Raw genomic sequence first — 14,957 nt, 5'->3', positions numbered from 1 at the left:
CCACACCTACTTTATATTCTTTTCATGCAGTTTCAAAATGCTGATATATGCAGCCTCCTGCTCTGCTGCTTTCTTCGTCCGGCCTTCTCCGACTCCGTATTCTTCTTCTCCGATATGTACCGCAACACGGAAAATCTTATTATGATCCGGTCCCTCTTCACCAATCAGATGATACGAGATTACTTCTTTAAAATTCGCCTGCACGATTTCCTGCAGGATAGTCTTGCTATCAAAAAAGAGTTTCTTGTTCTCCAAATCTTTCAAAATAAATCGATGTATAAACTCTTTTGCATTAGCAAAACCACCATCAAGATAAATTGCTCCGATCAGAGCCTCCATTGCATCCGATGTTACAGATTCTCTCTTTCGTCCTCCGGTAGCATCTTCTCCTTTACCAAGCAGAAGGTATTCGCCAAGATCCAGATCTCTTGCACAGAATGCCAGCGCCGGTTCACATACCATACTTGCCCTCGTCTTCGTAAGTTCCCCTTCCGGAAGCTTCGGATTATTGTGAAACAGGAATTCGCTGGACACCAGTTCAAGGACTGCATCTCCCAGAAATTCCAGACGTTCATTACACTCATACTTTGGCAGATGCTTTTCATTGGCATAAGAGCTGTGAATCATCGCCTTTGTAAACAGGGTAAAGTCATCAAATTTGTAACCAATCTTTCCTTCTAATTCTTTAAGGTCTTTGCTCATTGTAAACTCCATCCTAAAGAACGAAAAAAGCCCCTGGCAGGGCTCTTTCGTTCTTTTTATATCTGCCTAGTTATTATTTGTTGCATTCTTGATCTGCTCAACAGCATCTCCAACTGTAGAGATCTGCTCAGCGTCATCATTATCGATCTCAATGTCAAATGTTTCTTCTATTCCCATAATAATCTGGAAGATATCAAGGGAGTCTGCTCCCAGATCATCTACAAATGTTGTGTCCTCTGTAATATCATTCACTTCTACATTTAATACATCAGCGATGATTTCTTTTAATTTTTCAAGTTCCATATCAAATCTCCTTTTCTCATCATAGTTAGTAATATATTATTCAGCGGATTTTTGCTCCGATTGAATACTTTCTTTGATCTTTTCATTAATTTTCTGCTTTTTAAATGTCACACATTGGATCAGTGTATTGCTGACTTCTTTTGCTTTCGAACTTCCATGTGTCTTTACGACCAGACCGTTTAATCCAAGCAATGGCGCACCGCCATACTCACTTGCATCAAATGACTTTAAAGTTGTTTTTAACGCCGGTTTGATAAGCAATGCTCCGATCTTGCTTCTGAGTGTGGACATCAGTCCTTCTTTTACCTTACTGATCAGTACCGCTCCGACACCTTCATATAGCTTAAGGATTACATTGCCCGAAAATGCTTCTGTCACAATGACATCAGCCTGTCCATGCGGAATCTCTCTTGCTTCTACACTTCCGATAAAATTCAGTTCTTTTTCTTCTTTTAAAAGAGGAAACGTCTCCTTTACCAGTGCATTACCTTTTTCTTCTTCTGCTCCGATATTTACAATCCCAACTTTCGGATTCTTAATACCAACTACATGTTCCATATAGATAGAACCCATCTTGGCAAACTGAACCAGATGTGAGGCTCTGGCATCTACATTCGCTCCACAGTCGATCAGAAGTGCTACACCCTTCTCTGTCGGGATCAGTGACGCAAGTGGTGGCCGCTCTACACCTTTGATCCTTCCAACGATTACCTGTCCGCCTACCAGAATTGCTCCGGAACTTCCAGCAGATACAAATGCATCAGCCTTTCCTTCCTTTACCATCTTCATTCCGACTACAATAGAAGAATCTTTCTTTCTTCTGATCGCATTCACCGGAGGTTCGGCAGTCTCTATTACTTCTGTTGTATTCACAACTTCCAGTCTGTTCTTATCATAAGTATACTTCTGCAATTCAGCATTCACTATATCTTCTTTGCCAAGCAGATATACCTTTATATCCTGTTCACGTCCAAGAGCATCTACTGCTCCTTTTACCATTTCACCCGGTGCATTATCCCCGCCCATGGCGTCCAATGCTATCACCGTAATTTCTGACATATTGATTCCTCCTAATATTACTGAATTTATTCTACTAAACATCCATGCAAAAATCAATATTTTCAAAAATATTTATCAGAAGTTTGATAATATATGATCCGGTTGATATAATACCTTTTATCATCAAAATTGCATATATATAAAAGAAGGGATTTAATAAATGGATTATTATAAGAGAGCTCTTGAGCTCAATGATGAAACAGTTAAAAACAGACGTTACTTCCACACGAATGCAGAAACGGGACTTCATATGCCAATGGCCTGTGCATATGTGATGGACAAATTGACCAAATATGGCTTAACACCTTCCCGATGTGGTGAAGGTGTGACCGCTACTGTCGGAAACGGCGGCAAAGTCTTATTATTACGAGCCGACATGGATGCGCTCCCGATGCCGGAAGAAAGCGGACTTTCATTTGCCTGCCCGACCGGAAAAGAAGCACATGCCTGCGGACATGATTTTCACGCTGCCATGTTACTGACCGCTGCAAAAATGCTAAAAGAAAATGAGGCCGAGTTAAAAGGCACAGTCAAATTTATGTTCCAGCCTGCGGAAGAAACATTCGAAGGCAGTAAAAATATGATAGAACATGGTATCCTGGAGAATCCGAAAGTAGATGCGGCACTGGCCTATCATGTATCTCCAGGGCAGATGCCGGTTGGAATTTACATGTATAACAGTACAGGAACTATGATGTACTCCGTTGACGGTTTTCATATTGAAATCAAAGGAAAGGGAGCACATGGTGCCTATCCTCAGAATTCCGTTGATCCGATCAATATTGCAGCCCATGTATATTTTGCACTGCAGTCTGTAATCGCCCGTGAGACAGATCCTTCCAAAGCCTGTCTTATGACCGTCGGTAAATTCCAGGCCGGAACCGCCGCCAATATCATTCCTGATACTGCCGTTCTCGAAGGAACTATTCGAACGAACGATAAAGATTCCAGAGAACTTCTGGTACGAAGAATGAAAGAAACGGCAATCCGGACAGCCGAAACTTTCGGAGGAACAGCCAAAATCACTATGATCTCGGAAGTACCGCCTCTGATCTGCAATCCGGAATTTACCGAACAGATCGTCGGCTTCATGAAGGAACTGGATATTCCGAAACTAACCCCTTACCCAGGCATATCCGCAAGTGCTTCTGAAGATTTTGCAAATATTGCAGAGCAAGTACCATCCGCTTTCATGTATCTGTCTGCCGGATATATGGATGATCGCGGGAAGTATTCTGCACATAACCCAAAGGTACAGTTTAATGAGGATGTGTGTCCGATCGGGGCTGCGTGTCTGGCGCACTGTGCGACCCGTTATTTAAATCGATTTGGGATTTAATTCAGAAAGGCACGACGACCCGGACCTGCATAAAAAGTAGAAAGCCGTTCCTGTTCAGGTTCCGTCGGCGGGAAATACTAAAGCGTCAAAATTATGCTAAAAACGGGCTTCCGAAATTTGCAACTCGCCATTCGGCTCAAACAGGCAAATTTCGAAAACCCAACGCATAATTTTGACGCTTAACTATTTCCAACACCTTCTTCACATTCACTGGAACGGCTTTCTACTTTTTATTCCGTGGGTGTCGAATGCCTTACGAATGAAACCTGCTAAGAAAAGTCAATAATTATTTTTATCTTTTTTATTTTCTGTCACAAAATATATTTGCGTACCACAAATAGACTGTCTGATTGGCAGTCTAAAAAATTATTTATTTTATATAAGATTATATATTTTTATATAGTTCGGTTACTCGAGCATAATAAATGCGTAAAAACTTATTTAATCCGGCTATCTTTGCTGATTTTTTACTTTTACCTTCTGATTCCTTTTTTACAACATATCGGTAAACCGGATCTTCTGGCCTGGAACGCATTTTTAAACTTCTCATTGTTTCGTATCCTACTTTGCGCAATGATGCTGAACCACGTTTCGAGATTTTCCTATTACAACCTACAAATTGGCCAGATTCATACGGTGGTGGATCAATTCCTGCGAATGCAACCAATGCCTTCCCGTTGCGAAATCTGCGAACATCTCCTATTTCTGCAATTAACTTTGGGGCTAATGTATTTCCCACTCCACCCATTTCTCTTACAACCGAATATTCTGGCAAAGTCTTGGCTATTTCCTGCATCCGTGATAAAATTAGACCAAGGGTTGCATCAACTTCCTTGAGCACCCGAACTGCTTCAGTCACCAGCATTTTGACCGATGAGGTTTCTGAAGGTAATGTGGGAATACTTTCCTGAGCCAGGGTGTATATAACTTTGGCTTTTTCCTGGCTTGGGACGTATTTCTTTTCTTTTGCCCAAAGTATATACTTTTCAGTAAATTCCTGTTCAGACATAGATGTTATTACATCATAATGCCAAAAACGTTCCACAAAATCACTTCTTTTATCTTTCCGATTTGTTTCATTCCAACTTGCAAGAAGATTCTTTATTCCAGGCATGGTCAAATCTAAAAGATGGGTCAATTCAGCGAGAGATAAAAGATGAAGCTTCATATAATGCCGATATTGCTGTCCAAGCAACTTCAACTCTTCATAAATCACTCCAGAAATTTGAAATTCTTTCATTTTAAACCAATGATCAATTCCATAATTAGCAATGATACGGGAATCAATCTTGTCGGTTTTGGCTTTTCGCAGACTTTCGTTACGATAACTTTTCATAAGATACGGATTAATTACAGAAACAAAAAATCCTTTTTCCTGTAAATATGTAAGAACTGGAAGATGATAAATTCCGGTTGCTTCCATAACGATTTTGACTTCATCATTTAGTCTGAAAAGCATGGAAGATAATTCGCTTAAATCCTTTTGGGTATGGGTAATATTGAAAGGCTTACTAACAATCTCTCCATATGGTTTCAAAATACATACTGTACTTTTCCCTTTTGATACATCAATTCCTACGCTGATCATAATATACTCCTTTTCTTTTTATAGAATTGCAGTTGTTTATCCCATCTACACTTATTATGATTCAGTTTAGTTCGTTACGCGAAAGCTCCTGCGAGTTTCAACCTGCTTAAATGAATGTTTATAATAAGGGGATGGCTGACGGTTTCATTCACGGATGTGAAAATCCTAATGGCAATATGTCATACCAACTACTTCCCTTATTATAATAAAATAAGTGTAGATGTTAGAGTTAATTCCTCTCTAACAACTACACTTTTATGGTACTAAATGGCAAATGCGTAACCGTAGTGGCTTCCACCGGGTTAGACTTCCGGGCATTTCATTTATTAACATTCGCTGCCAGTCACGACTTGAAGGAAACAATAGATAAGGATTATTGTGAATGTGGAATGCCGTTAGAAACAGTTAGAGAGCCAGAAGCACCGTTAAAGGAACGAAGCGAACGTGTTTGAGGCGAACGCCGAGTTTGAGCGTAGTTCCTTTGCTTTTAGGTGATTCTGACTCTCTTAGTGTTTCTTATGGTATGGAACCTGAACAAGAAGCCTTATCTATTGTTTCCTTCAAGGACTGAGAGGCCGCTTCCCCAGTTAATAAATTAAATTCCAATACACTTACATTGAAATCCACCCAAATGCATTTGCTACCGAACTGACCAGAATAATAATAGCAAAGATTGGGCACAGATACTTGATCATTACGACAAATATCTTCTTTCTGCGGAATTTACTTTCCCCATGCCGGATTTCTTCTTCCATACGATCCACACCAACTACTTTAGATACAAATAAACTTGTCATCAACGCAGCAATCGGCATCATTACAGAATTGGTAAGGAAGTCAAAGAAGTCCAGGAACTGCATTCCGATAATCTTTACGAATGATAATGGTCCATATCCAAGGCATGACAATGTTCCGAGAATAATCATAATGAATCCCACAATAACTGTGGATTTCTTACGGCTCCATTTCAATTCATCTTCTACTGTAGAAACTGCACTTTCTGTTAATGCGATAGAACTCGTAACAGCAGCAAATAATACAAGTAAAAAGAACAGGATTCCTGCAAACGTTCCAAATCCCATGCTGTTAAACACCTTTGGAATTGTAATAAACATTAATGACGGACCTGCCTGCAGCGTATCAGGATCTCCACCTGAGAATGCAAATACAGCCGGAATAATCATCAGACCAGCCATAATTGCAATTGCAGTATCAAATACTTCAACATTCCTTGTCGAATCTTCGATGGACGTGTCTTTTTTCATGTAAGAGCCAAATGTGACCAAAATACCCATAGCAATTGACAGAGAATAGAACATCTGTCCCATGGCTGTTACAACCGTCATCCATGAAAAGTTTTTAGGATTTGGTACAAGGAAGTATTTCACACCAGCCAGCGCACCCGGTCTTGTCACCGAATAGATTGCAATGATCACAGACAATACCACCAGTATCGGCATCATGAACTTGGAAACACGCTCAATTCCATTACGGACACCCGCATAGATAATGATCAATGTGAACATACAGAAAACAATAAAGCATATTTCCGTAGAAAGGCCATTGGATATAAATTTTGAAAAATATCCATCTTCTGCTAATTTTGCGCCATTCCCTTTCAGGTATTCCACAAAATATTTAATTACCCATCCTCCGATGACAGAATAATACGGTACGATCAAAACAGGAATGATTGCATTGATCCATCCACCGAACGACAACCATCCGGCCTTTTTGCCAAAGAATTTAAACGCACCAACCGGACTCTTTCTTGTCATACGTCCAAGAGCTGATTCCGCAACGATCATTGTATAACCAAATGTCAGCGCAAGCAGGATGTAGATTAGGAGGAATATACCTCCACCATATTTTGCGGCCAGATAGGGGAATCTCCAGATATTTCCCAGACCGACGGATGCGCCTGCCGCAGACAGAACGAATCCTATTTTTCCTGAAAAGGAACTTCTGTTATTTTTTTCTTTTTCCATCTCTCTTTCAGTTCCGATTTTCCATGATTACAATCAATCAGAACTTTCCCTCTTTCTTATCAGATTATATTATCAGACATTGATTATTCTTATATGCCAGACGATTTATTTTATCACATTTACGCAGTAAAGTCACTATTAATTTACAGATATCGCATTTGAAAAAAATCCCCGTCAAATGACGGAGATCTTTTTCAAATCATTTTATGTATTTTATTTATCGTATTCGTTCATCCACTTGATCAGTTCTACACAGTAGTCATCGTGTCTGTCTACGAATGTTGTATGTCTTGCTCTCTCCCAGAGAATCCATTTCGTATCCGGAATTTCGTCTGCCATAGTCTTTGCAACTAATGGTGAACAAAGATCAGAGATACCACTCATGATCAGTGATGGAACTTTAATCTCATGAAGTCTGTCGATATATTCAAAATCTTTCAGTGTACCGGATGGAACGAATTCGTTCGGTCCCCATCCATACAGATAAGCTTCTCCACCGGATTTCTTAGGTCTTGTACAGCACTCAGGAAGATCTTCTCTCCAGTAATTGCAGTATCTGTCCATATAGTTATCTACAGCTTTCAGATAAGCTTCTCCTGTGAAGTCATTACGCTCCAGCGCATCGTTGATCGCTGCCTGATCTTCTTCTGTCATCATCTTGATTCTGCGCATTCCTTCTCTTGCCCACAGGCTGCTGCTTGGATGACCGGAAGAAATGATGAATGATTTTACACCTTTTGCTCCACGTTCAATCGCATATGCAATCTGCATCATACCGCCCCATGACTGGCCAATGATATGGCATTCATCCAGTCCGAGGTGTTCTCTTAATGCATCCAATTCATCCAGCCAAAGATCCTGTGTCCACATCTCCGGATGTCCATCCAGGTAAGATTTACCGCAACCCAACTGATCATACATAATGATCATACGATCATCATCATCTGCGACATTATCCAGTACTTCAAAATAGTTATGTGTAGATCCAGGTCCGCCATGTAAGCAGATCAACGGAGCTTTTCCGTTATCTTTCTGTTCTCCAACGATTCTGTAATATGTCTGATAGCCATGGAAAGGCATATATCCTTCTGTAATTTTTGCCATTTTACCTATTCTCCTTTTCTTAAAAGACGCCGCAGACCGCTGGTCCGCGGCATTTTTTTATTATAATTTTCTGACACCCCTTGTCAGTTAAATTTTCTTATGAGTAAGTAAAGTTACTTACTTGCAGCTTTTTCTATGTACTTTAGAAGTATTAGATAGCTCTTGTGTATTCTTTCAGCCATTCTCTTTCTTCATCAGTCAGATATGGACCAACCTTCTCGTAGCAGGCTTTGTGATAATCATTCAGCCATTCTTTCTCTGATCTTGTCAGTTCTTCCGGATCGATACCATCAAGGTCGATTGGTACGAAGTTCAGAGTCTCAAAGTGCATGAACTGTCCATATTTATTCTTCTCACCGTTTACAGTAAGCAGGTTGTTCTCGATACGGATACCAAAATCTCCTTCTTCATAGATTCCCGGCTCATCTGTAATTACCATACCAGGCTCAAACTGATGATGTTCGTTCTTAGAAGGAACGATGTACCAGCGGAATCCTGTTGGCGGCTCGTGGATACTTCCAAGATATCCGAAACCATGTCCGGTTCCGCACTGGAAGTCTTTGTTCATATCCCAGATTGGCTGTCTTGCCAATACATCCAGAGACCATCCGTGGTTACCATAGAGGAAGTTTGCTGCGCTTAAGTGCTGCATTGCTCTGTATACAGCTGTGTAATATTTCTTCAGTTCCGGTGTGATATGTCCCAGTACTGTTGTTCTGGTAATATCAGTAGAACCTTCATAATATCCGCCGCCTGTATCGCTCAGAAGCATTCCGCCTTCTTTTAATACAACATCTGTCTCTTTAGACGGTGCATAATGCATCATTGCAGCGTGCTCACCGAAAGCCTGCAGAGGTTCGAATGAGTCACGGATATATCCTTCCTGTTCTGCACGCAGAGCTGTCAGTTTATCTGAAGCAGAAAGCTCTGTAATCTCCATCTTGTCATAATTTTTCTTAACCCAGTAAATGAACTTCGTCAGTGCAATACTGTCTTTCAATTCTGCATTTTTGATATTTTCAATCTCAACAGCATTCTTAATTGCTTTCATCAAGATAGTCGGATTAGCTCCTTCTACTACCTTACATGGAAGACTCTTATACAGTGCATAGTTCATCTTCATCGGGTCAATCAGTGCAACCTCATCTGCACCAATCTTCTTAGCATCTTCGTAAATGTCATTGTATGGATGAATGTTGACATTATTCTTTGCCATCTCTTCTCTGATGCGGTCATTCAGTTTGCTGTCATCGATATACAGATCTACACTGTCTTTACGTACGATCACATAGTCCAGAACCAATGGGAAGAAGTCAATATCATCTCCTCTGAAATTCAGAAGCCATGCGTTATCATCCAGAGACGCAATCAAATGTACCGTTGCTCCGTATTCAGCCATCTTCTCACGAACTCGTTTCAGCTTGGATGCAACATTCTCTCCTGTGTATTTGTCTTCCAGGAAGAAACAAGGTTTCTTAGAAAGAGACGGGCGGTCTTCCCAGATCTGGTCGATCAGATCTACTTCATATTCGATCGTGATATTCTTTGCGCCCAATACTTCTTCATATTCCTGTCCTTCTCCCATAGAAAGAACACGGCCGTCAAATGCGACCTTACCGCCTTCCGGGATCTTCTGGGCAAGCCATTCTGTTGTAGATGGAGTATCATCAACAAACATCTTCATCAGGCGGACACCACTGCCTTCCATCTCGGTCAGTGCCTGTGTGAAATATCTTCCATCTGTCCACAGACCCGCATCATCTTTTGCGATTACGGCTGTTCCGTAGGAACCACTGAATCCAGTAATGAACTTTCTTGCTTTGAAATGCTCTCCTACATACTCACTTTGATGGAAATCTGCAGTTGGCACAACATATGCATCGATATTCTGCTCTGCCATCAGTGCGCGAAGCTTTTCAATACGCTTTGCTACTTCTGTCATTTTGTTTTCCTCCTTAGCTACGTAATCTTTCCTCTTCTGCCAGTAAAACAGATTTCCCCATCGGCATCTGATTTATAGACTACGCTCTATATCTGGTTAAAATTATAACACTTTCGCGAAATGTTGCAACACTAAAAGCAATTATTTTATCTTTTTTTCGAAATTTTTCACAAAATTTATATACAGAAAACTTTAATGAAAAATATTTTCTGCATATTCAGATTGCATCTGCAGAACCTGCCAACGGTAGCTTCTTCCGAATGCATGACAAAAAAAGAGACAACCAAAACTGATTGTCTCTTTTTTATCATTTTTCAAAAATTAATCCTGAGCAATGATTTCTTTTTTGTTGTATGAACCACAAGCCTTGCATACTCTGTGAGGCATCATTAATTCGCCACACTTGCTGCATTTTACCAGGTTTGGTGCGCTCATTTTCCAGTTTGCTCTTCTTTTGTCTCTTCTTGCTTTAGAAGATTTATTCTTTGGACAAATTGACATAGGTTACACCTCCTTAAAATTCTTAAATACATCACGGATAACTGACATTCTAGGGTCGAGCCCCGTATCTTCACAGTTACAGGTACCTTTATTCAGGTTCTGACCACATACGTTGCAAATACCTTTACAGTCTTCGCTGCATAGAATTTTCGTCGGCCACCCTACCAATAACTCGTTGTAGACCAATTGTTCTACATCTAAGCTATATCCGTCAATATAGTTATTCTCGTCTAAATCTTCTGACTGATCATATGCATCTGACTCTGTATCAATCTTATGCTTGAAGTCAAGTGTCACCTTCACTTCTACATCTTCCAGACATCTGTCACATGGTGCAACTGATGTAATCTCAGCTTTACCAGTCACTTTCAACTTGCGGTCACCTGCATATTCTACAGACAATTCAAGTGGTGTCTTCTCTGTAATTGCATAATCTCCCATCTCAGACTTGAAACAAGTCATTTCAATCGGAACAGATTCATGTATTGCTTTATGCTGCTCAGACAGAACGTCGGATAGGTTTAATATCATAGTATCGTCTCCTATTCACACACTAGACTATTATATCATGTAAAATTATTTTGTCAACAGAAATTTACATTCTTTTAGTCATTTAGTCTTAAACTAATTTTGCTGTTTCACGAGCAATAGCTAACTCTTCGTTTGTAGGAAGGACAATTACTTTTACTTTTGATTCTGGTGTAGAAATTACGGTTGTCTCTCCGTGAACATTCTCATTCTTTTCTTCGTCGAGCTCTACGCCAAGATATCCAAGGTAATCACAGATGTCTTTTCTGAGGTCCGGAGCATTCTCTCCAACACCGGCTGTAAATGTGATTGCATCTACACCGTTCATTGCTGCTGTATAAGATCCGATATATTTTGCAACACGGTATTTGTAAGTATCCATTGCAAGCTGTGCTCTTTCGTTTCCGTCAGCAGCTGCCTGTCTTACATCACGGAAGTCAGAAGACACACCGCTGATTCCAAGAAGTCCTGACTTTTTGTTCAGGATATTCAGCATCTCATCTACGCTGATATCTTCATGATTGCAGATGAACTGAAGAACTGCAGGATCAACATCTCCACTACGTGTTCCCATAACAAGTCCTTCCAAAGGAGTAAGTCCCATACTTGTGTCTACGCATTTTCCACCGATAGATGCGGAGATACTTGCACCATTACCAATGTGGCATACAATAACCTTTGCATCTTCTTTTCCAAGAAGTTTTACAGTTTCACCAGATACGAACATATGGCTTGTTCCGTGGAAACCATATCTTCTGATGCTGTATTTCTCATAATATTCATATGGGATTGCATACATAGCTGCTTTCTTTGGAATATTCATACCAAATGCTGTATCGAATACTGCTACATTCGGTTTGCCAGGCATTGCTTTTTCGCAAGCTTCAATACCGATCAGGTTTGCAGGGTTATGAAGAGGTCCGAGGTCGAAGCAGTCACGAACAACTTTCTTCACGTCTTCTGTTACAAGTGTTGCATCACTGTAAATAGTACCTGCATGCAGTACACGGTGTCCGATTGCTGTAATCTCATCCGCACTTTCGATCACACCATGCTCTTTATCCTGTAAAGCATCCAGTACTAACTGTACTGCTACACCATGATCTGGCATTGCCTGCTCTACAACATATTTATCTTTTCCTGTTGGTTTGTGTGTTAATACAGATCCATCGGCTCCGATTCTTTCACAGATACCTTTTGCAAGAACGCTCTCGTTCTCCATGTCGATCAACTGATATTTTAAAGATGAACTTCCGCAGTTCATTACTAATACTTTCATATTATTTCTCCTCTTACTTTATCTCTTACTGATTCTGGCACTGAACTGCTGTGATTGCAACAACACCTTCAATATCCTTAGCACTGCATCCTCTTGAAAGGTCGTTAACAGGTGCTGCGATTCCCTGTGTCATTGGTCCGTAAGCTTCTGCTTTTGCAAGACGCTGAACAAGTTTGTATCCAATGTTACCTGCATCAAGGTTAGGGAAGATCAGAGTATTGGCTTTTCCTGCAACCTGGCTTCCTGGTGCTTTAGCTGCTCCAACAGAAGGAACAAGTGCTGCATCAAGCTGCATCTCTCCGTCTAACATAAGATCCGGATTCTCAGCTTTTGCGATCTTAACAGCTTCCTGTACTTTTGTTACGTCATCGTGTTTTGCACTTCCCATTGTTGAGTAAGAAAGCATAGCAACTCTTGGATCAGCACCAACGAGCTGTTTGAAGCTTTCTGCTGAAGACTGAGCGATTGCTGCAAGCTCTTCGGATGTAGGATTCTGGTTCAGTCCGCAGTCAGCGAATACAAATGTTCCGTTCTCTCCCATGTCGCAGTCAGGTACTACCATAACAAAGAATGCAGATACAAGCTTTGTTCCTGGTTTTGTCTTCAGGATCTGAAGGCATGGACGAAGTGTGTCAGCTGTAGAGTGGCATGCTCCGGATACCATTCCGTCTGCATCTTTCATCTTAACCATCATTACACCATAATATAAGTAATTAGTAAGAAGAATCTCTCTTGCCTGCTCTTCTGTCATTCCTTTTTTCTTTCTCAGTTCAACAAGTGTTGCTACATATTCGTCTGTCTTCTCATATGTAGCAGGGTCTACGATTGTAGCTCCTGTGATGTCGAAATCCCCTTTATTCTTAGCGATCTCTTCTTCGCTTCCGATCAGGATCAGGTTAGCTGTTCCTTCTTTTAAAATTGCCTCTGCTGCCTCATAAGTTCTGATGTCTTCGCTCTCTGGAAGAACGATTGTTTTTTTACAACTTTTTGCTTTTGCTTTGATTTCATCTATAAATCCCATGATAAATAGACTCCTTTCCAAATATTTTTCTCAGTATTTTCATTATAATACAAAGAACCCCTGTGGACAAGGGTTCTTCCTGTAATCTTATGTCTCTTTTTGCGTACAATGTACAATATCCGTTATATTTTGCTTCTGATATATTACATTTTCACGACATTATAATTGAAAAACGTGACTTACGATCGCAAAATACACACTGATCGTACTGATATCAACCAATGTAGAAATCAAAGGCGTTGCCATAATCGCCGGATCCAGCCCAATCTTTTTCGCAACCAATGGTAATGTACATCCAACCACTTTCGCAATCAGTACGGTACATGCCATAGTAAGTCCAATGGTAAACGCCATGGTGGCATCTCCCTGGCCCATCAGCATAATTCGGATTCCATTCACTACCGATAAGATAATGCTGATACAGAATGCAATTCGGATCTCTTTCCAGATCACCTTAAACAGATCAGAAAATTCAATCTCTCCAACTGCCAGCCCACGAATCACCAGTGTCGAGCTCTGTGATCCACAGTTTCCACCGGTTCCGGTAAGCATCGGAACAAATCCCGCAAGCTGCGGCATCAGTGCCAGTGCATTTTCATAGCTGTTCATGATCATCTGTGTTACGGTTGCAGACAGCATCAAAAACAGCAGCCACGGAATACGACTCTTTACATGTTCAAATATCGATGTCCCGAAATACGAATCTTCATTCGGATTGACACCAGCCATGATACTGATATCTTCCGTTGTCTCCTCCTGTAATACCTGCATGGCATCATCAACCGTTACGATACCCACCATGCAATTTTCATGATCCACGATTGGCAGTGCGATCAGTCCATACTTGGTAATGGTATTTGCCACATCTTCCTGATCGTCTGTTGTACGTGCATACAGCATATTGGTATCCATGATCTCTTCTATTGTCTTGGATTCACTGCTTGTCAGCAATTCTTTTACATCAACCTGACCGATCAGATGGCGCTGTTCTGTAACATAACAGGTATAGATTGTCTCACGGTTCAGCCCAACCTGGCGGATCTTCAGAATCGATTCTGCAACCGTCATTTCTCTGCGAAGCGCAATATAATCTACATTCATCACGCTTCCGGCACTGTCTTCCGGATATTGTAACAGTTGATTGATCTGTTGACGTTTTTCTTCATCTGTAACCATCAGAAGTCTGTCTACTACATTGGCAGGCATCTCTTCCAACACATCAACGGTATCATCCAGATACATTTCCTCCATGATCTCTTCAAGCTCGGAATCCGTCAGTGCATTGATCAGGTCCTCTCGCGTATCACTGTCCATATAAGAAAATGTCTCTGCAGCTTCTTCTTTTGCAAGCAAACGGAATACCAGCACCATATGCTTCTGATCAAACTCTTCCAGAATCTCCGCAAGGTCTACAGGATACATATTTGTTTCCAGTTCTTCTTTCAGTTCTTTATATTCTCTCGCATCCAGCATGTCTTTGATACGTTCTTCAGTCAGTTCTTCTCTGTCTTCTACATAATCAATATCATCTTCTTCTCGCTGTCCGTCCTCCAGGGGCTGCTCCTCATTCATCTTCTCTTCCATAACAATATGCATCCTCCTT

At 40.8% G+C, this 14,957-nt stretch carries 13 protein-coding genes; 1 reads left to right on the top strand and 12 read right to left on the bottom strand.

All coding sequences use genetic code 11. The features are described 5' to 3' along the window. Positions 1–6: 6 nt before the first annotated feature. From rnc to plsX, 3 genes are all read right to left on the bottom strand, one after another. Positions 7–702, bottom strand: a complete 696-nt coding sequence (rnc, locus tag NQ508_RS06595; protein ID WP_022415977.1) for a ribonuclease III — start codon at positions 700–702, stop codon at positions 7–9. 66 nt (positions 703–768) lie between these two features. Next, entirely contained in the window at positions 769–1,005 is a 237-nt protein-coding gene (gene acpP, locus NQ508_RS06590) for an acyl carrier protein (RefSeq protein WP_006426671.1), read from the bottom strand. Positions 1,006–1,041: 36 nt separating this feature from the next. Further along, entirely contained in the window at positions 1,042–2,064 is a 1,023-nt protein-coding gene (gene plsX, locus NQ508_RS06585; RefSeq protein ID WP_022415976.1) for a phosphate acyltransferase PlsX, read from the bottom strand. Positions 2,065–2,224: 160 nt separating this feature from the next. On the opposite strand from plsX, the gene NQ508_RS06580 reads away from it, so the two are divergent. Continuing rightward, entirely contained in the window at positions 2,225–3,403 is a 1,179-nt protein-coding gene (locus tag NQ508_RS06580; protein ID WP_006426673.1) for a M20 family metallopeptidase, read from the top strand. Positions 3,404–3,788: 385 nt separating this feature from the next. On the opposite strand, the gene NQ508_RS06575 is transcribed toward NQ508_RS06580, so the two are convergent. The 9 genes from NQ508_RS06575 to mgtE all read right to left on the bottom strand — a co-directional run bounded on the left by NQ508_RS06575 (position 3,789) and on the right by mgtE (position 14,851). Continuing rightward, positions 3,789–4,991 carry an IS110 family RNA-guided transposase gene (locus NQ508_RS06575; protein WP_006426109.1) on the bottom strand — a complete coding sequence of 401 codons (1,203 nt, stop codon included), beginning with the start codon at positions 4,989–4,991 and terminating at the stop codon, positions 3,789–3,791. A gap of 611 nt (positions 4,992–5,602) precedes the next feature. Next, positions 5,603–6,979 (bottom strand): sodium-dependent transporter, encoded by a 1,377-nt coding sequence (locus NQ508_RS06570; RefSeq protein WP_006426674.1) that lies wholly within the window; start codon positions 6,977–6,979, stop codon positions 5,603–5,605. A gap of 213 nt (positions 6,980–7,192) precedes the next feature. Beyond that, positions 7,193–8,083 carry a proline iminopeptidase gene (gene pepI / locus NQ508_RS06565; RefSeq protein WP_006426675.1) on the bottom strand — a complete coding sequence of 297 codons (891 nt, stop codon included), beginning with the start codon at positions 8,081–8,083 and terminating at the stop codon, positions 7,193–7,195. A 151-nt stretch (positions 8,084–8,234) separates the two neighbouring features. Then, positions 8,235–10,025: an aminopeptidase P family N-terminal domain-containing protein gene (locus tag NQ508_RS06560; RefSeq protein ID WP_006426676.1), complete on the bottom strand. Its 1,791-nt coding sequence runs from the start codon at positions 10,023–10,025 to the stop codon at positions 8,235–8,237. 321 nt (positions 10,026–10,346) lie between these two features. Further along, positions 10,347–10,526: a 50S ribosomal protein L32 gene (gene rpmF / locus NQ508_RS06555; RefSeq protein ID WP_005332600.1), complete on the bottom strand. Its 180-nt coding sequence runs from the start codon at positions 10,524–10,526 to the stop codon at positions 10,347–10,349. Positions 10,527–10,529: 3 nt separating this feature from the next. After that, the gene (locus NQ508_RS06550) at positions 10,530–11,057 is read right to left on the bottom strand and encodes a YceD family protein (RefSeq protein WP_006426678.1); all 528 of its coding nucleotides are present in this window, start codon (positions 11,055–11,057) and stop codon (positions 10,530–10,532) included. Between the two features lie 88 nt (positions 11,058–11,145). Next, entirely contained in the window at positions 11,146–12,333 is a 1,188-nt protein-coding gene (locus tag NQ508_RS06545; RefSeq protein ID WP_006426679.1) for an acetate kinase, read from the bottom strand. A gap of 25 nt (positions 12,334–12,358) precedes the next feature. Continuing rightward, the gene (gene pta / locus NQ508_RS06540; protein ID WP_006426680.1) at positions 12,359–13,354 is read right to left on the bottom strand and encodes a phosphate acetyltransferase; all 996 of its coding nucleotides are present in this window, start codon (positions 13,352–13,354) and stop codon (positions 12,359–12,361) included. A 159-nt stretch (positions 13,355–13,513) separates the two neighbouring features. Beyond that, positions 13,514–14,851, bottom strand: coding sequence for a magnesium transporter (gene mgtE, locus NQ508_RS06535; RefSeq protein ID WP_195389664.1), 1,338 nt, complete (start codon positions 14,849–14,851; stop codon positions 13,514–13,516). Positions 14,852–14,957 lie beyond the last annotated feature (106 nt).

The sequence above is a fragment of the Dorea longicatena genome, from assembly GCF_025150085.1.
Taxonomy (GTDB): domain Bacteria; phylum Bacillota; class Clostridia; order Lachnospirales; family Lachnospiraceae; genus Dorea_A; species Dorea_A longicatena.
Note: the sequence above shows the minus strand (reverse complement) of the source record. Positions and strands in the feature narration are given on the sequence as shown.

What these genes read in the sequence shown, in the direction of transcription:
- rnc (WP_022415977.1), bottom strand. Translation starts at nt 702, where the DNA reads ATGAGCAAAGACCTTAAAGAATTAGAAGGAAAGATTGGTTACAAATTT.
- acpP (WP_006426671.1), bottom strand. Translation starts at nt 1,005, where the DNA reads ATGGAACTTGAAAAATTAAAAGAAATCATCGCTGATGTATTAAATGTA.
- plsX (WP_022415976.1), bottom strand. Translation starts at nt 2,064, where the DNA reads ATGTCAGAAATTACGGTGATAGCATTGGACGCCATGGGCGGGGATAAT.
- NQ508_RS06580 (WP_006426673.1), top strand. Translation starts at nt 2,225, where the DNA reads ATGGATTATTATAAGAGAGCTCTTGAGCTCAATGATGAAACAGTTAAA.
- NQ508_RS06575 (WP_006426109.1), bottom strand. Translation starts at nt 4,991, where the DNA reads ATGATCAGCGTAGGAATTGATGTATCAAAAGGGAAAAGTACAGTATGT.
- NQ508_RS06570 (WP_006426674.1), bottom strand. Translation starts at nt 6,979, where the DNA reads ATGGAAAAAGAAAAAAATAACAGAAGTTCCTTTTCAGGAAAAATAGGA.
- pepI (WP_006426675.1), bottom strand. Translation starts at nt 8,083, where the DNA reads ATGGCAAAAATTACAGAAGGATATATGCCTTTCCATGGCTATCAGACA.
- NQ508_RS06560 (WP_006426676.1), bottom strand. Translation starts at nt 10,025, where the DNA reads ATGACAGAAGTAGCAAAGCGTATTGAAAAGCTTCGCGCACTGATGGCA.
- rpmF (WP_005332600.1), bottom strand. Translation starts at nt 10,526, where the DNA reads ATGTCAATTTGTCCAAAGAATAAATCTTCTAAAGCAAGAAGAGACAAA.
- NQ508_RS06550 (WP_006426678.1), bottom strand. Translation starts at nt 11,057, where the DNA reads ATGATATTAAACCTATCCGACGTTCTGTCTGAGCAGCATAAAGCAATA.
- NQ508_RS06545 (WP_006426679.1), bottom strand. Translation starts at nt 12,333, where the DNA reads ATGAAAGTATTAGTAATGAACTGCGGAAGTTCATCTTTAAAATATCAG.
- pta (WP_006426680.1), bottom strand. Translation starts at nt 13,354, where the DNA reads ATGGGATTTATAGATGAAATCAAAGCAAAAGCAAAAAGTTGTAAAAAA.